The sequence below is a fragment of the Mycobacterium sp. 050134 genome (genome assembly GCF_036409085.1).
Classification (GTDB): Bacteria; Actinomycetota; Actinomycetes; order Mycobacteriales; family Mycobacteriaceae; genus Mycobacterium.
The window spans coordinates 44,969-63,381 of record NZ_JAZGLV010000015.1; the positions used below are offsets into that span (position 1 = coordinate 44,969).

The 18,413-nt window shown below is 72.9% G+C and carries 10 protein-coding genes; 4 read left to right on the forward strand and 6 right to left on the reverse strand.

Features of this window, described 5'->3' with window-relative positions; genetic code table 11:
• Nucleotides 1-6: 6 nt before the first annotated feature.
• From mgtA to phoU, 3 genes are read right to left on the reverse strand one after another with little or no spacing between them, the layout of a single operon-like run.
• Nucleotides 7-2,652 (reverse strand): magnesium-translocating P-type ATPase, encoded by a 2,646-nt coding sequence (gene mgtA / locus SKC42_RS18585; RefSeq protein WP_442932188.1) that lies wholly within the window; start codon nt 2,650-2,652, stop codon nt 7-9.
• Entirely contained in the window at nt 2,649-3,638 is a 990-nt protein-coding gene (locus SKC42_RS18590; protein WP_330965751.1) for a magnesium transporter CorA family protein, read from the reverse strand. Before SKC42_RS18590 ends, mgtA begins: the two co-directional genes overlap by 4 nt.
• A gap of 13 nt (nt 3,639-3,651) precedes the next feature.
• Nucleotides 3,652-4,317 (reverse strand): phosphate signaling complex protein PhoU, encoded by a 666-nt coding sequence (phoU, locus tag SKC42_RS18595; protein ID WP_330965752.1) that lies wholly within the window; start codon nt 4,315-4,317, stop codon nt 3,652-3,654.
• 153 nt (nt 4,318-4,470) lie between these two features.
• Here phoU and SKC42_RS18600 point away from each other — a divergent pair, with 153 nt between their 5' ends.
• Genes SKC42_RS18600 through SKC42_RS18610 form a run of 3 tightly spaced genes read left to right on the forward strand, consistent with a single transcriptional unit; the run spans nt 4,471 to nt 12,010 of the window.
• Nucleotides 4,471-8,901, forward strand: coding sequence for a cation-translocating P-type ATPase (locus SKC42_RS18600; RefSeq protein ID WP_442932189.1), 4,431 nt, complete (start codon nt 4,471-4,473; stop codon nt 8,899-8,901).
• Nucleotides 8,889-9,509 (forward strand): DUF5994 family protein, encoded by a 621-nt coding sequence (locus SKC42_RS18605; protein WP_330965753.1) that lies wholly within the window; start codon nt 8,889-8,891, stop codon nt 9,507-9,509. The genes SKC42_RS18600 and SKC42_RS18605 overlap by 13 nt, the downstream gene beginning before the upstream one ends.
• On the forward strand, nt 9,506-12,010 hold the full coding sequence (locus SKC42_RS18610) for a cation-translocating P-type ATPase (protein ID WP_330965754.1): 2,505 nt from the start codon (nt 9,506-9,508) through the stop codon (nt 12,008-12,010). The genes SKC42_RS18605 and SKC42_RS18610 overlap by 4 nt, the downstream gene beginning before the upstream one ends.
• On the opposite strand, the gene SKC42_RS18615 is transcribed toward SKC42_RS18610, so the two are convergent.
• Nucleotides 11,970-13,505: an FMN-binding glutamate synthase family protein gene (locus SKC42_RS18615; protein ID WP_330965851.1), complete on the reverse strand. Its 1,536-nt coding sequence runs from the start codon at nt 13,503-13,505 to the stop codon at nt 11,970-11,972. The genes SKC42_RS18610 and SKC42_RS18615 overlap by 41 nt on opposite strands.
• Before the next feature lie 202 nt (nt 13,506-13,707).
• Here SKC42_RS18615 and SKC42_RS18620 point away from each other — a divergent pair, with 202 nt between their 5' ends.
• Nucleotides 13,708-16,026 (forward strand): heavy metal translocating P-type ATPase, encoded by a 2,319-nt coding sequence (locus tag SKC42_RS18620; protein ID WP_330965852.1) that lies wholly within the window; start codon nt 13,708-13,710, stop codon nt 16,024-16,026.
• A 1-nt stretch (nt 16,027) separates the two neighbouring features.
• On the opposite strand, the gene SKC42_RS18625 is transcribed toward SKC42_RS18620, so the two are convergent.
• Both SKC42_RS18625 and SKC42_RS18630 read right to left on the reverse strand, forming a co-directional pair.
• Nucleotides 16,028-17,161: a PPE family protein gene (locus tag SKC42_RS18625; protein WP_330965755.1), complete on the reverse strand. Its 1,134-nt coding sequence runs from the start codon at nt 17,159-17,161 to the stop codon at nt 16,028-16,030.
• An 80-nt stretch (nt 17,162-17,241) separates the two neighbouring features.
• Nucleotides 17,242-18,390: a PPE family protein gene (locus SKC42_RS18630; RefSeq protein WP_330965756.1), complete on the reverse strand. Its 1,149-nt coding sequence runs from the start codon at nt 18,388-18,390 to the stop codon at nt 17,242-17,244.
• Nucleotides 18,391-18,413 lie beyond the last annotated feature (23 nt).

Sequence of the window (18,413 nt, forward strand, 5' to 3'; positions counted from 1 at the left end):
GGGACCCTACTTCCGAACGGGCCGCTGACGCGGCAATACACCGTTGACCTGATTGAAATAGTGAAACCGGGCGGCGCGCCGCCGGATGTGGTGGGCGCTTCCGCGGGCGCGCCGCGGCGGCGCGGGCGGGTGCATCGGCTCGGCGTAGAACATCAGCTTCGCGAGCTCGACCAGCACCAGGTAGCTGAGGACGAAGGCGCCCAGCACGGCGAAGAACTGCCACGGCAGCGGGCGGAAGCCCAGCGGCCGGGCCAGCGGCGAGATCGTGATCACGACACCGGCCGCCACCACGGTCAGCGTGGTGGCGGCCAGCTGCCAACTCGGCCGACTGCGGAAGAAGGGCACCTTGCGGGTGCGGATCGCGAAGATGATCAGCGTCTGCGTCGCAAGGGATTCCACGAACCAGCCGGTGCGGAACTCGACGGCGCCGGCGTGCAGCACGCCCAGCATCAACCCGAAGGTCAGGAAGTCGAACAGCGAGCTGATCGGACCGAAGATCAGCATGAACCGCCGGATGAAGGCGACGTTCCAATGCGACGGCGCATGCAGTTGCTCCTCGTCAACCCGGTCGGTCGGGATCGCGAGCTGCGAGCTGTCGTAGAGCAGGTTGTTGAGCAGGATCTGGCTGGGCAGCATCGGCAAGAACGGCAGCAGCGCCGAGGCGGCGGCGGCGCTGAACATGTTGCCGAAATTGCTCGACGTCCCCATCAGGACGTACTTGATGGTGTTGGCGAAGATCCGCCGGCCCTCGGCCACCCCGGTGGCCAGGACGCCCAGGTCCTTCTCCAGCAGCACCACGTCGGCGGCGTCCTTGGCCACGTCGGTGGCGCTGTCCACCGAGATCCCGACGTCGGCGGCGTGCAGGGCCAACGCGTCGTTGACGCCGTCGCCGAGGAAGCCGACCGACCGGCCGACGCGGCGCAGCTCGGTGATGAGCCGCGCCTTCTGCTCGGGGGTGATGCGGGCGAAGATCGTGTGGGACTGTGCGGCGTCGGCGAACTCGTCGTCGTCGAGCCCGTCGAGCTCGACTCCGGTGACGGTGCCCCGCGACGCCAAACCGAGATCGGCGCACACCTTTTCGGCAACGCGTGGGTTGTCGCCGGTGGCGATCTTGAGCTCGATGCCCAGATGCGCCAGATCGGCCAGGGATTCGCGCGCCGCCGCCTTGGGCTCGTCGGCGAACACCAGGAACCCGGCCAGCGAGAGGTCGCGTTCGTCGGCCGTGGTGATGCCGGTCGCGCCGGGGGCGGGCCTGGTCGCCACGGCCACCACCCGGCGCCCCGCCGCGAACAGGCTCGCCAGCGTGTCGTGGGCGGCCGGCGCCGTGGCCCGGCACTGGGCCAGCACCTGCTCGGGGGCGCCCTTGACGACGAGCACCCGGCCGCCGTCGTCGTCGACCAGCACCGACGTCGCGCGGCGCTCGTGGTCGAACGGCAGCACCGCCACCCGCCGCACCGTCCCGATCAGGTCGCGCGGCCGCGGCGACTCCCAGAGCGCGGCGTCGAGCGGATTGCCGCTGACCCCACCGGATTCCGGCTCCACGTCGGTGGCCAGCAGGCCGAGCCGGCGGACCGATTCGCTGGGCTGCCCGGCCGCGTCGATCGTCTCGACCAGCCGGATCCGGCCTTCGGTCAGGGTGCCGGTCTTGTCGGTGATCAGGATGTCGATGTCGCCGAGGTCCTCGATGCACACCAGCCGCTTCACCAGCACCTTGGCCTTGGCCAGCTGGCGCGAGCCGGTCGCCAGGCTGGTGCTGACGACGGCGGGCAGCAGTTGCGGGGTGATGCCGACCGCGATCGCCAGCGAGAACAGCACGGAATCGATGATGGGCTTGGACAGCAGCAGGTTGCTGAGCAGGATCACCACCATCAGCGCGACCGCGACCTGCAGCAGCAGGTAGGAGAATCGGCGCAGCCCGACCTGGAAGCCGGTCTCGGGCGCCCGCTCGTCCAGACCGGCTGCGATGCGTCCGAATTCGGCGTTGCGGCCGGTGGCGTACACCACGCCGACGCCCTCGCCGGCGCTGACGATGGTGCCCATGAACGCCAGGTCCGACGCCTCGGCGAGTTCGGTCCCCTGGGGCACCGGTTGCGGTGACTTCTCCGAACCGGTGGATTCGCCGGTCAGGATGCTTTCGTTGCATTCCAGGCCGGTGACCTCGATCAGCCGGACGTCGGCGGGCACGGCCTCGCCGAGCGAGAGCCGGATGACGTCGCCGGGCACCAGCGCGGTGACATCGAGCGTGACGTAGGCGCCGTCGCGGCGCACCAGCGCGTTGTGGCGCACCCCGGCGTGTAGGGCGGCGGCGGCGCGTTCGGCGCGGTACTCGTTGACGAACCCCAGACCGGCGCTGGCCGTGAGGATCACGAAGATGATGATCGCCTGCATGCTGTCGCCCAGAAAGTAGGAGACCACCGCGGTGCCGGCGAGCAGGATCAGCACCGCGTTGCGCAGCTGGCGGCCCAGCACGGCCAGCGCGTTGACGTGGTGGGTGCGCACCGCGTTCGGGCCGTGGCGGGCCAGGCGGGCGGCCGCCTCGCCGCTCGACAGGCCCGCCGCCGAAGTGTCCAACCGCCGCAGGACCTCGTCCAGGCCGGCCGCGGCGACCAGCCTGGTGTCGAAAGTGGGCTCCGCGACCCCGATCCCGGTCACAGCCAGTCACGCCGTCGGAACATCACGTACAGCACGGCCATGAACACGAGGATCACGGTGGTGCTGGCCGCGAACCCGGCCGCGGTTCCGAAGCCCGGGTACGGGACGTTCTGGCCGTAGAACCCGGTGATCGCCGTCGGCACCGCGATGATGGCCGCCCAGCCGGTGAGCTTTTTCATGACGGTGTTCAGCCGTGCGTCCTGCAGGGACAGGTTGGTCTCGAAAATCGTTGTGATCATGTCGCGTAACGACTCCGTCCACTCCGACACGCGCAGCACGTGGTCGTACAGGTCCGCGTAGAGCGGGTCAAGTTCCCGTGGGGCCGCGACCTCGAGGCGATGGTGCTGAACCGAGTTGACGACTTCGCGCATCGGCAACGCCACCCGCCGCAGGTTGACCAGGTCGCGGCGCATCCGGAATGTCCTGCGCTGGAAGGACCCTCGCGGTGAGTTGCCGTCGAACAGCTCGTCCTCGATCGCCTCCACGCAGTCGTCCAGCGCCTCGACGGCCGCGAAATGGCTGTCGACGACGACGTCGAGCAGCCCGTGCACTAGCGCACCGACCCCGTACTGCTGGGCGCCGATCTCGTCCCACCGGCGGCTGACCTGCGCCATGTCGAAGTCGGGCGTGAGGCGGACCGTGATCAGGCCGCGGGGCAGCACGAACGCCGACACCCGGCGCGTCGCCAGCATCCGCGGGCTGTCGTCCACGCCGTCGGCGGCGACGTCGACGGCGTAGACGGTGAAGAAGGTGTGGGTGGAGTAGGCGGTGGCCTTGACGCGCTCGGCCGCGGCGGCCGCGTCCTCGACCGCCCAGTGGTTCAGGCGCAGCTCGTCGGCCAGCCCGCACAGCGTGTCGTGATCGGGACCGCAGAGATCCACCCACGCCAGGGTGTCCTCGCGGTCGAGATACTCCGCCACATGGTCGAATTCGAAGTCATCCTGCGGCTTACCGGAACGCCACACGCGGCCCTGGATTTTCGGCACGACCCGCTTTCCTCTAGTAGGTGGAGATCTTGTCCCCGGCGGGTAGCGTACCGGTGACCGCGAAGATGACGCGCCGCCCGACTTCCACCGCATGATCGGCGAAGCGCTCGTAAAACCGGCCCAGCAACGCGGTTTCGACGGCCGCGGGGATTCCGTGGTTCCAGTCGTCGCCCATCAGCACGTCGAACAGGTGCCGGTAAAGGCGGTCCATCGCGTCGTCCTGTTCGTGCAGCCGGGCCGCCTCCTGCGGATCGCGGGTGGTGAGCACCCGCTTCGCGCTCTCCCCCATGGCGATGGCGACCGCGGCCATGTCGACGAAGCACTCTCGAACATCTTGCGGCAGAACGTGTCTGGGGTGTTCGCGCCGGGCGATCTTGGCGATGTGCACGGCCAGCGCGCCCATCCGCTCGGTGTCCGCGATGATTTGGATGCCGCCGAAGATGGCCCGCAGGTCCCCTGCCACCGGCTGTTGCAGCGCCAGCAGGTCGAACGCGACCTTGTCGGCGTGCGCGCGCATCGCCACGATCCGCTCGTGGTCCCGAATCACACCCTCGGCGGCCGCGAGGTCGGCCTCCAGCAGGGCGCACGTGGCGCGCTGCATCGCCACACCGGCCAGCCCACACATCTGTCCGAGTTGCCCGGCCAGCTCGATCATCTGCTTGCGGTATGCGGTTCGCATCGCTCAAAGCCTAGAGCTTCCGACGTTTCCCACAAGTGACAAAAGGCATCCGAATGGGTCCGTAACGACCCCTGCGCAAACGTGCGCTGGGGGCTAATCTCCCCTCATGTCGAACGGTTTGCCGAACGTTCATTGACAGGATCTGTCTGAACCGTGAACAGATTGATTACCACGCCTTTCCGGGTCGCGGCGGCCGGCACGCGGCTGGCGGTCACCGCCGGCGCAGTGGTGGCGGGCACGGCCGGAAGCGCCGCCCTGTTGGGCGGCCGGTCGCTGGCCCGGGCGACACCCGATGTTTCGGCGCTGACCCGCGCCGCGGCGGGCATGGCGGTCGAGGCGATAGGCGGCCCGCCGGCGCGGCGCACCAGCAGCAACGGCGCGCGGTGCTGGATCGAGGTGCGTGGCCTCGACGGCGGGCAGGCCCCCACCATCGGCGCCGACGTGCTGGCCGCCGCCCGCGCCACCCCCGGCGTGCGCGAGGCCTACCTGAACCCGACCCTGGCGCGGCTGGTCGTCACCCTCGAATCGGAGGACGGGCCGTCGACGGCCGAGCTGTGCCGGATCGTCACCGACGCCGAGCGGCGCGGCCGCGCCGGCGCGCCGAGGGCGCTGCCGGCGAGCCTGCCCGGGGACGACGCGCTGCTGATGGGCCGGATGATCGCCGCGACGGCCGCCGCTGTGGGCCTTGGCCTTTCGCTGACCGGCAGCCTGCTGCGCCTACCCAGGCTGCCCGACCTGGTGGCCGTGCCCCCGACGCTGGCCGACCACGTGCCGAGGCTGCGCCGCGAGCTGGACCGGCGCCTGGGGCCCGACGGCGCCGACGTGTTGTTCGGTTTCGTCAACGCCGCGACGGCGGCGCTGACGCTGTCGCCGACGGCGGCGGCCGCCGAGGCCGCGACGCGGGCGATGCTGGCAGCCGAGGCGTGGAACGGCCGGCTCACGTGGTCGCGGCGGGAACCCGTGCTGGGCGCCCTGCCGGTGCCCGACGACGCGGCCCTGACGCCGCGCCGCACGGCGGTTGTGCCGGACGGGCGCGCGGAACGCTACGCCGACCGCGCCGGCCTGGCCGGTGCCGCGGCCGCCGCGGCGGTCGGCCTGCTCTCCCGCAGCCCCGATGCCGCCGGTGCGGCCGCGCTGGCGGCCGTCCCCAAGCCGCTGCGCACCGTCCGCGAGGCGTTCGGGTGCGCGATGAGCCGCGGCCTGACCGCCCGCCACGACGCCCTGGTGTTACGGCCCCGGACCCTGCGCGCTCTGGACCGGATCGATGCGGTAATGATCGACCCGCGGGCGCTCTACACCGCCGACCTGATGGTGAGCCGCGTTCTGGGAGTGGAGAATTCGGAACGCGCTCGGGCCTGGGTGGCGGTCCGCGACGCGCTCGACGGCGACGGCCTCTCCCCGGGCTGGCACCGGCTGGCCGACATTCCCGGCGCGGGCGACGCCGGGGAGGCGCTGATCAGCCCCGTGCGGGACCGCTACGCCGCGGCGGTGCTGACCGAGGCGCGCCAGGCGCAACCGCGCATCTACTCGCTCGACGACGACGGATTACGCTCCCTCGCACAGGGTTTCGACCAGCTGTACCCGTCTGACGGGTCGATCGACCACGCCGTGGCGGCGGCCGTCGCCGAGCTCAAGGCGGGCGGGGCGACCGTGGCGCTGCTGACCACGTCGGAGATGCGGGCCCCGCACCGGTCCGACGTCACGATCGGGGTGCTGCGCGACGGCCACCCGCCGCCGTGGGGCGCCGACCTGCTGGTGTCCGACCTGACCGGTGCCTGGCGCGTGCTGCACGCGCTGCCCGCCGCGCGCGCCGCCACCGACAGCGCGATCCGGCTGGCGGCGTCGGCGTCGGTGATCGGCGCGCTGATGCTGATCCCCGGGGTGCCCGGGCGCAGCTCGACGTCGACGAACGTCGGAATGGCCGCCAGCCTGTGGTTCGGCTACCGGGCGGGCGCGAAGGTCTTCCGCGACCGGCTGCCGGAGCCCGAGACCACCCACGACTGGCATGGCCTGCCGGTCGCGGAGGTCCGGCGCCTGCTCCCCCCGCCACCCGGGCAACACCCCGCGGAGACGTCCGCGGGGTGGCAGGGAGCGGCCCCCGTCCGCGCGCTGCGCGGCGCCACCGCGACGTCGTGGGGGTTGTTCCGCGATTTCGCCGGCGAGATGCGCGACAACCTGGCCGATCCGATCACCCCGCTGCTGGCCACCGGGGCGCTCGCCAGCGCGCTGCTGGGTTCGCCGCTGGACGCGGTCCTCGTGGGCAGCGTGCTGCTGGTCAACGCGGCGATGTCGTCCGAGCAGCAGCTGCACGCCGAGCGGATCCTGAACCGCCTGCTCGCCGTGCAGGAACCGCCCGCGCGGCGCCGGGTCCGCTCCGATCCTGGGGGCGACGGGAAGCGCACCGAGAAGGTCGCGGCGACGCGGCTGCGTCCCGGCGACGTCATCGAGGTCCGCGCCGACGAGGTCATCCCGGCCGACGCCCGGCTGATGCACGCGCTGAACGTCGAGGTCGACGAGTCCACCCTCACCGGCGAGTCGCTGCCGGTGGCCAAGCAGACGGAGCCGACGCCCGGCGCCCCGCTGGCCGAGCGGACCTGCATGCTCTATGCCGGGACCACCGTGGTGGCGGGCACCGGGGTGGCCGTGGTCACCGCCGTCGGGTCACGCTCGGAGATGCGCCGGGCGCTGGCGATGGCCCCCCGCAAACTGCAGGAGATCGGCCTGCAGCGGCAGCTGCAGCGGATCACCCGGCGGGCCCTGCCGTTCAGCGTCGCCAGCGGGGGCCTGGTGGGGGCGCTCAGCGTGGCGCGGGGCACCCCGCTACGGGAGGCCGTCGGCGGCGCCGTCACGCTGGTCGTCGCCGCCATTCCCGAGGGGCTGCCGCTGGTGGCCACCCTGGCCCAGCAGGCCGCCGCGCGCCGGCTCACCGGCGAATCGGTCCTGATCCGCAACGCCCACTCCATCGAGGCGCTGGCCCGGCTGAACGTGGTGTGCTTCGACAAGACCGGCACGCTGAGCGAGAACCGGCTCAAGGTGAAGTCGGTGCGCCCGGTGGACGGCTTCACCCCGGGGCAGGTGCTGGACGCGGCGGTGAGCACGAGCTACGCCATGCACAGCCACCGCGTGGAGCACGCCACCGACGACGCCATCACCCAGGCCGCCGACGACCCCGCGCTGCGGGGGGACGGCCCGCCGGCCGCGCCGCGGGCGACGCGCGACGCGTTCCTGCCGTTCCAGTCCGGGCGCCCGTTCGCGGCCGCGCTGGTCGGCACGCGGCTGACCATCAAGGGCTCGCCGGAGGTGCTCGCGTCCGCGCTGCTGCGCGACGACGAGCCGCTGGAGGAGCGGATCGAGGCGATGGCGGCGGGCGGCCTGCGGGTGCTCGCGGTGGCCGAGCGCGAGCTGACTCCCGAGCAGGCCGCGGCCGCGGCGGCGGACCCCGACCGGCTGGAGGACCTGTGCACGTCGAACCTGACCCCGGTGGGGCTGCTCGGGTTGGCCGACACGCTGCGCCCGGCGGCGCCGGGCCTGATCGCGGAACTGGCCCGCCGCGGCATCGGGGTCCGGCTCATCACCGGTGACCATCCGGCGACCGCCGCCGTCATCGCCCGCGAGTTGGGCATCGACGTCACCACGGATCAGGTGGTCGTCGGCGGTGACTGGGAGGCCATGTCGGCCGACGAGCGCGCCGAAACGGCCGCGTCGCGCCAGGTTTTCGCGCGCATGACGCCCGAGCACAAGATCGACGTGGTGCAGACCCTGGAGCGGGCCGGGGTCGTCACGGCGATGGTCGGCGACGGGGTCAACGACGCCGCCGCCATCCGGGCGGCCAGCGTGGGCATCGGGGTGGCCGCTCGAGGCAGCGACGCGGCGCGCACCGCGGCCGACGTCGTGCTGCTCGACGAGCGGATCGAGGCGCTGCTCGACGCCCTCGACGAGGGCCGGCAGCTGTGGCGGCGGGTGCAGTCGGCGGTGGCGATGCTGGTCGGCGGCAACCTGGGCGAGGTGGGCTTCGCCCTGCTGACGACGATCCTCACCGGGCGCTCGGTGCTCAACGCCCGCCAGCTGCTGCTGGTCAACATGCTGACCGACGCGCTGCCGGCCGCGGCGCTGGCCGTCAGCCCGCAGACCGGCAGGGCCGACGTCGACCCCGACGAGGCCACGATGTGGCGGTCGATCGGGGTCCGCGGCGCTGCCACCACCATGGGCGCCACGTTGGGGTGGGGCATGGCCAGCGTGACCGGCACCCCGCGCCGGGCGGCCACGGTCGCGCTGATCGCCCTGGTCAGCACCCAGCTGGGCCAGACGCTGGTGGACTCGCGGGCGCCGCTGGTGGTGCTGACGTCGGTCGGGTCGCTCGGCGCGCTTGTCGCGGTGGTCAGCACCCCGGGGCTCAGCCAGGTGTTCGGCTGCACCCCGGTCGGCCCGGACGCCTGGGCCCAGGCCCTGCTGGCCGCGGCGGCCGGGAGCGCGGCGTCCGCGCTCGCCCCCGGCCTGCTGGCCCGGGCCGCCGAGACGGGGCAGCGCCGCCTCCTCCCTCTTCAGCCCGCACCTTCGAGCAGAGAGACATCATGGAACACGTAGATCGATTGCAGCTCAAGCCCTTCCGGACCGCCTCCGAGCACATCGACGGCGCCTGGTGGCCCCGGTCGACGGATCTGGTCAATGAGCTACCGGACCTGGTGGCATCGGTGGCGGACCGACTCGGGCGGGTGGTGATGGTGGGCTACCGGCGCAACGGCTGGCACGAGACGCCGCCGCTGGCCGAGATCGCCGGCCACCAGGTCGAGCTGCTGGGCTTCATCAGCGACGAGCCGTCCAGCGTCATCCTGATCGGCGAGGATGGTCGGCATCTCACCCTGCACGTGATCCGGCCCGACACCGGCGAGCAGGTGGCCCGGCGGGCCCTCGACGAGGCGCGCGCCCAGCCGGCCGCTGAGGCTCCCGACGCCACACCCGCCGCCCGCGCCCTGGTGTCGCGGTCGGTCGAGGACGTCGCCGACAAGCTCGCCCGCCACGAGGGCCTCGACGACGACCAGCGGACCGCCCAGATCAGGGCGTGGTGCGAGGAGGCCGCCCGCCAGTTCGTCGACGCCCCGGTCCAGACCTTCGTGCCCATCCTCGTCGAGCACATCGTCCGCAACCGCATGATCGAGTCACGCAGGCAACCCACGTCGCCCGTGCACTCGTGACCCCCGAACCGGGGCTCACCGCGCAGGAGGCCGCGCAGCGCCTCCTGGAGGTCGGCCCCAACGAGATCGAGGGTGTGCCGCCGGCGCCGGTCTGGCAGAAGGTCCTCGCCCAGTTCCGCAGCCCCCTGATCTACCTGCTGGGCGCCGCGCTCGTCGCCTCGCTGGCGGTGTGGGTGGCCGAGGGAGCCGCCGGCTGGCCGGTCGACGCCGTGGTGATCGGGGTCATCCTCGTCCTCAACGCGGCGCTCGGCTACGTGCAGGAGGCCCGCGCCGAGCGGGCGGTCGACGCCCTGGCGCGGATGACCGCGGCCACCGCGACCGTGGTCCGCGACGGCGTGGCGGCCCGGGTACCGGCCCGCGAACTGGTGCCCGGCGACGTGCTGCTGCTGCGCGAGGGAGACGCCGTCGCCGCCGACGCCCGGCTATTGTCGTCGGAGGGGCTGGAGGTGTCGGAGGCCGCGTTGACCGGGCGCAGCGCACCCGTCCGCAAACAGGCCGGGGCGGAGCACGATCGGGCCGACATGGTGTTCCGGGGCACCGCCGTCACCAAGGGCGCCGCGCGGGCGGTGGTGACGGCCACCGCGATGCAGACGCAGACCGGGCAGATCGCCGGCCTGGTGCGCACCGTCGACCACGAACCGACGCCCCTGCAACGCGAGGTGGCGCGGGCCAGCCGAGTGCTGGGGATCGCGGTGCTGGTCATCGCCGTCGTGGTCATCGCGACGGTGGTGTTCGTCTTCGGCATCCACAGCGCCCAGGACGCGGTGACCGCCGTGCTGCTCGGCGTCTCGCTGGCGGTGGCCGCCGTTCCGGAGGGCCTGCCCGCGATCATGTCGGTGGTGCTGGCGCTGGGGATGCGGCGAATGGCCGGCCGGCACGCCATCGTCAAGGAGCTGGCGTCGGCGGAGACGCTGGGATCGGCGTCGGTGGTCTGCTCGGGCAAGACGGGAACCCTCACCACCGGCGAGCTGACGATCGTCCGGGTCGTGACGCCGGTGGGCGAGGCCGCCATCAGCGGCGAGCCCCCCGACGACGCGCTGTCGCGGCAGGTGGCGCTGGTGCTGGCGGCGGGCGGCGCGGCCGGCGAGGGCGCCGACCCGGGCGATCCCATCGCGGCGGCCTTCCGGGTGGCCCGCGGGAAGGCCGGCGGGACCGGGCCCCTCGTCGCCGGCGAGGTCGGCGAGCCCGCCGCGCTGCTCGACCGCTGCGCGTGGGTGCAGTCCGGTGATCGGCCCGCTCCCCTCGACGACCGGGCGCGGGCCGCCATCCGCGCCGACGCCGAGCGGCTCGCCCACGACGCCCTGCACGCGGTCGGGGTCGCATGTCGCCGGCCGGACGGTGATCTGGTCTACCTGGGCATGGTGGGTATCACCGACCCGCCGCGGCCCGAGGCCGCCGCGGCCATCGCCGACGCACACCGCGCCGGGGTCCGGGTAGTGATGATCACCGGCGACCATCCCCGCGCCGCGGCGCGCATCGCCCGGGAGCTTGGCATCGAGGACCGGGAGTCGGCGGTGTCCGGCGCCGAACTCGCCACCCTCGACGACGACCAGCTGCGCGAAACCGTGCGCCGGCACTCGCAGTACACCCAGGTCAACCCGGCGGACAAGCTGCGCATCATCGACGCGCTGCAGGCCGACCACCAGGTGGTCGCCGTCACCGGCGAGGGCATCAACGACGCGCCCGCGCTCAAGCGGGCCGACATCGGCATCGCGATGGGACGCACCGGCACCGACGTCGCCCGCGAGGCGGCGAACATGATCCTGGCCGACGACAACTTCGCGACCATCGTCGAGGCCATCCGGGAAGGCCGGGGCATCTTCGCCAACATCAAGAAGTCGCTGCGCTACCTGCTGTCGTCGAACATGGGTGAGATCTTCACCGTCTTCTTCGGCGTCGTGCTGGCCGGCACGATCGGCCTGTCGCAGGGCGGCACCGTCGCGCTGCCGCTGCTGGCCACCCAAATCCTGTGGATCAACCTGCTCACCGACGGCGCCCCGGCGCTGGCGATCGGCGTCGACCCCCAGACCGAGGAGGTCATGGGCCGGCCGCCGCGCTCGAAGTCCGACCGGGTCATCGACGGGCGGATGTGGAACAACATCGTGGTGATCGGCGCGGCGGTGGGCGCCGCGACGCTGGTCACGATCTGGCTCTACTCACCCCGCGGCCCCCTGCCGTCGTCGCTGGACACCGCCCGCACCGCGGGCTTCACGGTGCTGGTCATCACCCAGCTGTTCAACACGATCAACGCCCGCAGCGAGACCCGGAGCGCGTTGCACCGCTTCTTCGCCAACGGCTGGCTGTGGGCGGCCATCGCCGTCTCGGCGCTGCTGCAGGTGGCCGTGGTTCAGCTGCCGTTCCTCAACACGGCGTTCACCACCACACCGCTGTCGCCGAGCCAGTGGCTGGTGTGCGTCGCCGTGTCCAGCAGCGTGCTGTGGGTCAGCGAACTGCGCAAGCTCATCCTCCGGCGGGCCGACCGGCGGCCGTCAGCGCCGTGAGGGCCGCGACGTCGCGCGGCCCCGGGAGGCCCCAGTCCGGCTTGTAGTCGAACAGCTCGTCGGCCGGGACCGTCTGCAGGTCGACGTCGAGCAGCTCGATGGCGTTCAGCGGAACCAGGGCCGGGTGCACGTGGCCGCATGCGCGGGCGAGGCACAGCAGCTCGAAGCGCAGCGTGGCCAGGTAGTTCGCGCAGCGCACGGCCTTGAGGTCCGGGTCGAGGCCGTGCTGCAGCCACGCCGACTGGGTGGCGACGCCGGACGGGCAGCGGCCGGTGTGGCAGCGCTGGGCCTGGATGCAGCCGATGGAGAACATCGCCGTCCGGGCGACGTTGATCATGTCGCAGCCCATGGCCAGCGCCAGCAGCGCGTTCTCGGGGATGCCGAGCTTGGCCGAGCCGATGAACACCACGTCATGGTGCAGCCCCTCCTCGGCGAAGGCGCGGTACACCCGCGGGAAAGCCCACTTGAAGGGCAGGGCCACGTGGTCGGTGAAGACCAGCGGCGCCGCGCCGGTGCCGCCCTCGCCGCCGTCGACGGTCACGAAGTCGACGCCCCGGCCGGTGCGGGCCATCCGCGCGGCCAGCTCGGACCAGAACGCGCCCTCCCCGACCGCGGACTTGATCCCCACGGGCAGCCCGGTCTCGGCCGCGATGGTCTCCACCAGGTCCAGCAGCCCGTCGACGTCGCGGAAGGCCGAATGGCCGGCCGGGCTCTTGCAGTCCACCCCGACCGGGATGCCGCGGATAGCCGCGATCTCGGGGGTTACCTTGGCGCCCGGCAGCATGCCGCCCAGGCCCGGCTTGGCGCCCTGGCTGAGCTTGATCTCGATCGCCCGGATGGACGGCGTGGCCGCCACCCGGTCGACCAGCCGCGGGAGGCTGAACGTGCCGTCGTCGTTGCGGCAGCCGAAGTAGCCGGTGCCGATCTGCCAGACCAGGTCGCCGCCGTGCAGGTGGTAGGGCGACACCCCGCCCTCTCCGGTGGTGTGCAGGGCGCCGGCCAGCCCGGCGCCGCGGTTGAGCGCGGTGACGGCGGCACCGCTCAGCGATCCGAAGCTCATCGCGGAGATGTTGACCAGCGAGGACGGCCGGAACGCCTTGGCGCGGCCGCGGGCGCCGCCGAGCACCTTCGCGGCCGGCAGCGGCACCGCAGGATCCGGGTGCTCCGGCTCGCCGGCGGGGGCCGGCATCGGGAACGCCGCATGCTTGATCACCGGGTAGTTGTGCACCCGTTCCAGGTCGTTGTCGGTGCCGAAGCCGAAATACCGGTTGGCCAGCTTCGACGACGTGTACACCCAGCGCCGCTGGTCCCGGCTGAAGGGCCGCTCGGCGTCATTGTCAGTGACGATGTACTGGCGCAGCTCCGGGCCCACGGCCTCCAGCAGGAACCGCAGGTGGCCGACGATCGGATAGTTGCGCAGAATGGTGTGCCGTCGCTGCCACAGGTCCCAGCCCGCCACGGCGGTGAGGCCCCCGCCGACGACGCCGCCGACGATGGCGGCCGGGGGCGGCTTTCTGCGGCGCTTCACGCCACCCATGTTCACCAGAACTTCGCCGACCCTTCTAGTGACCTCGGTCCTCAATTAAGTCCCAATAGGTCCTGGGGTCGGCGACTTCCGGCCCTAGCCCGTCCGACGAGGGCGCGCCAGGCTGACTGACACGCCGAAAGGGAATGGTGTGGGCGGTAAGCGTTTTGTCATCCGGGGGTTGGTCGAGCCGGTCCTCGTCGCGGTGACCGCCGGCGCGTTGGCCGCGGGCGGCATCGCCTGGCTGGCCGGCTCGCGACGGGTGGCTGACTGGTGCTGGATCGCGGGCACGATGGTGGCCGTGGCGCCCGCCGTCGTGTGGGTGCTGAAGGCCCTACGTCGGGGCCGGGTCGGCGTCGACGTGATCGCGGTGCTGTCGCTGGTCGGGACGTTGCTGGTCGGGGAATACCTCGCCGGCGCGCTGATCGCGGTGATGCTGGCCGGCGGGCGGGCACTCGAGGCGGCGGCCGAACGCCGCGCGTCCCACGACCTGCGGGCGCTGCTGGAACACGCGCCGCGCTTCGCCCGCCGCCGGGTCGGCGCGGCGGTCGGCGTGATCGCGCTGAACGACGTGGCGGTCGGGGACCAGCTGGTCGTCGGGCCGGGCGAGGTGGTGCCCGTGGACGGGCGCGTCACCGGCCCGGTCGCGGTGCTCGACGAGTCCGTCCTGACCGGCGAGCCGCTGCAGGTCGAGCGGGACGTCGGCGAACCGGTGCGCAGCGGGGTGGTCAACGCGGGCGGCGCCTTCGAGATCGAGGCCACCGCCACCGCCGCCGACAGCACCTACGCGCACATCGTCCGCCTCGCCGAGCAGGCCGGGGCCGAGAACGCGCCGGTGGTCCGGCTGGCCGACCGGTACGCCGCCTGGTTCCTACCGCTGACGCTGCTGATCGCGGCCGGCGCTTGGCTGGCCAGTGGTTCCGCGGTGCGCGCGGTCGCGGTGCTGGTGGTGGCGACCCCGTGCCCGCTGCTGCTGGCCGCGCCGGTGGCCATCGTGTCCGGCCTCTCCCGCGCCTCCCGTCAGGGCGTGGTGATCCGCAACGGGGCCGCGCTGGAAACCCTCGGCCGAGCGACCACGTTGGCGATGGACAAGACCGGCACGGTGACGACGGGGCGGCCCGTCGTGATCGACGTCGCGGCCGCCCCCGGGCGCGACGCGATCGAGATACTGCGGCTGGCGGCCTCCGTGGATCAGTTGTCGCCCCACGTGCTGGCCGAGGCGATCGTCACCGAGGCCCGCGCCCGCGGCCTGGGCCTGGCCCTGCCCAGCGCGGTGGTCGAGGAACCCGGGCACGGGGTCACCGGCACCGTCGACGGCCGGCGCGTGCAGGTCGGCAAGGACGCCGGGGAGACGGGGTCGGCGGCGTGGGCGCGCACGGCCCTGAACCGCGCCCTGCTGGACAGCGCCGCGATCGCATGGGTCCGGATCGACGGGCGACCGGCCGGCGCGGTGCTGTTGCGCGACCCGCTGCGCCGGCACGCGCCGCGAACCGTGCGCCGGTTGCGTTCCGCCGGCCTGAACCGGTTGGTGATGCTCACCGGCGACCGCGCGGAGCCGGCCCGGGAAGTGGGCGCCGTGCTGGGCCTCGACGAGGTGTACGCCGGGCAGACCCCGGCCGACAAGGTCGCCGCCGTGCGCGCCGAGAAGGACCGCGCCGTCACCGTGATGGTCGGCGACGGCGTCAACGACGCGCCCGCCCTGGCGGCGGCCAGCGTCGGCGTCGCGATGGGCGCCCGCGGCACGACCGCGTCGTCGGAGGCGGCCGACATCGTGCTGACCACCGACCGGCTGGAGCGCCTCGCCGACGCGATGGACATTGCCCGCTGGTCGCGTCGCATCGCCGTGCAGAGCGCGGTCGTCGGCATGGGGCTCTCGCTGGCGGCGATGGCCGTCGCCGCGCTCGGGTGGCTGCCGCCTGCCGTGGGCGCGCTGCTGCAGGAGGGCATCGACGTCGCGGTGATCGGCAACGCGTTGCGGGCGCTGCGCGGCAACCCGGCCGTCGAGGTCGACCTGCCGCCGCGCACGGAGGAGATGTTGCGGCGCTTCGACGCCGAGCACGACGAACTGCGGGACGCCGTCGGAGTGCTGCGGGACGCCGCCGACCGCCTGGCGGCCGAGCCGGACGGAACGGCCCTGCAGGCGATCACGCGGGCGTACGCGCTGCTGACCGAGCGGATCCTGCCCCACGAACGCGCCGAGGAGACCCAGCTCTACCCGGCGCTGGCCCATCCCCTGGGCACGGGCGAGGCCACGGCGACGATGAGCCGCACCCACGCCGAGATACAACGGCTGTCGGACCGGGTAGGCGCCCACCTGACGCTGGCCCGCGACGGCGGCGCGATCGCGCCCGATCAGGTCGACGACCTGCTCGCCTGCCTGTACGGCCTGTACGCGCTGCTGCGGCTGCACTTCGTGCAGGAGGAGGAGAACTACTTCACCCTCGCCGGGGACGAGCACGGGGCCGCCGCCCCCAAGATCGAAGCCGGGTAGCTCACCCGGCCGACGGCGGCCGGTGCATCACCGTCCCCTTGAGTTCCAGCCCGAGCTCGATGTCGTCGTAGTCGCGGCCCTCACGCTTGCGCTTGGCCGCCGACATCGGCGGCATCCGGAAGGGGGGCATCTGGATCTCGGGCAGCCCGAATTCGCTCGTCGGCAGCGGGGACACCGCCGACGCCAGCTGCACCTGCGGGCCGGGGACCACGCCGACCACGGACGGCGGCATCATCAGCTTGCCCACCAGCACGCCGACGCCCGTGGCGGCGGTGGGCGCCGATCCGATCGCGCGCGCCGCGCCCGTCAGGCCGCTGGCGACCGCGCCCAGCGCACTCTCGCCCTCCCCCAGGCCCTGGACGATATCGCTCCCCACGTTCTGCAGGGTCTGCGACGAGCCGAGCTGGGCCAGGTAGCTGAGCAGGTTGATCGGAATCCCGCCGGCGATGAACTGGTTGGCGTAGGCGTTGAGCAGCCCGAACCAGCCCTTCTGGGGGTTGAACCCCAGCGGCGTGCTCAGCAGCGAGGTCAGCAGCTCGCCCAGCGGCGTCTGCGCCGGGGCGGCGGCGGCCTGCGCGGCGGTTGCGGTCGTCTGGGCGGCGGCCATCGCCGGGTTGACGATCGCGGGCGGCGACGAGAACTGCGGCAGGTCGAGCGCCTGCGCCGAGGCCGCCTCGTAGCGGTACATCGCCGCCGAGTTCCGCACCCACATGCCCTCGTACTGGGCCTCCGTCTCGGCGATCGGCACGAGGTTCGTCCCGAGCCAATTGGTGGCCAGCAGCTGCGCCAGCCGGGCGCGGTTGGCAGCGACCTCCGCTGGCAGGGCGATCGAGCCCCGGGCCGCCTCGAACGCCGCCGCGGCGGCCTGCAGCGAGGCGCCGACCTGCTCACACTGCTGGGCCGTGGCGCGCAACCACGCGAGGTAGGGCTCCACGGCCTGGCCCATCGCCGCCGCGGACGGCCCGCGCCAGGCCTCGCCCAGTGACCACAGCTCGGCGGCGTAACGCGGGAGGGTGTCCTCGACGTCGATGGCCAGCGCCAGCCACACCCCGGCGGCCTCGACCAGTGACCCCGCACCAGGTCCGGAGTGAATCAGCGCCGAGGTGATTTCGGGGGGCATCATCCCAAAATCCATGACGCCCTACCCCGAGTTCGAGAACGGTGGCTGCCTCATGCGACGAGGCATTTCGGTTTCCCCCGCACGGCGATCAGCCCTCATCCCGCCGACGGCGATCGGGGCATGAAGCTGCCCTTGAGTTCCTTACCGACCGCAAGATCCTCGTATTTCTGCTGTTTTCTCTTGCGCCAGCCGCTGCCGGCCGAGATCGGCGGCGGCATCAACGGGGGCAGCATGGGGAAGCCGGCGTCCCCGGCGTCGAGCGGGGACGCCGCGGACGCGAGTTGCACGGGTGCCTGCGACGCGGGCAGCAGCCCGACCACCGCGGGCGGCGCGCTCAGCTTGCCCACCGTGACCGCCACGCCCATGGCGGCCGTGGGCGACGCGGTGGCCCCGACGGTGCGGATCGCGCTCGACAGGTCGCTGGCCGCCGCGCCCAGCGCCCCCTCGCCCTCCGTCAGGCCCTGCCCGACCTCGCCGCCCACCGCCTGGATCGCCTGCACCGAGTTGGCCTGCGCCACGTAGCTGAGCATGTTGATCGGGAAGCCGGACGAGATGAACTGGTTGGCGTAGGTGTTGGCCAGTCCGAACCAGCCCGCGTTGGGGTCGAACCCGAAGGGGGTGCTGAGGATCGACGTCAGGAAGTCCCCGATCGAGTTCGCCGGCGTGGCGGCGGCGGTGGTGGCCGCGGAGGTGGCGGTGGCCTGCGCCGCGGTGCCGGTGTCACTGGTGATCGCCGGCGGCGCCGAGAACTGGGGCAGGTCCAGGGCCTGGGTGGAGGCCGCCTCGTAGCGCGACATGGCGGCGGAGTTGTTGACCCACATGGTCTGGTACTGGGATTCGGTCTCGGCGATGGCGGCGAGGTTGCGGCCCAGCCGGTCGGTGGCGATCAGCTGCACCAGCCGCGTCCGGTTGGCGGCGACCTGCGCCGGCGTGACCACCGAGGCCACCGTCGCGCTGAAGGCCGCCGCGGCGGCGTTCGCCGAGGACGCCACCTGTTCGCACTGCTGCGCGGTGGTGCGCACCCAGGTGAGGAACGGCGCGACGGCCTCGCTCATCGCCGCCGAGGACGGCCCCTGCCAGGCCTGGGTGAGCTCCGAAACCGCCTCGGTATACAGCGGTGCGGTCTCCTCCAGGCCGACGCCCAGGTTGTGCCACGCGTTCGCCGCTTCGATCAGCGATTCAGCCCCGGGCCCGGCGTGGATCATGGCCGAGGTGATCTCGGGGGGCAGCGATATGAAGTCCATGACTGTCACACTCTCCGACGGCG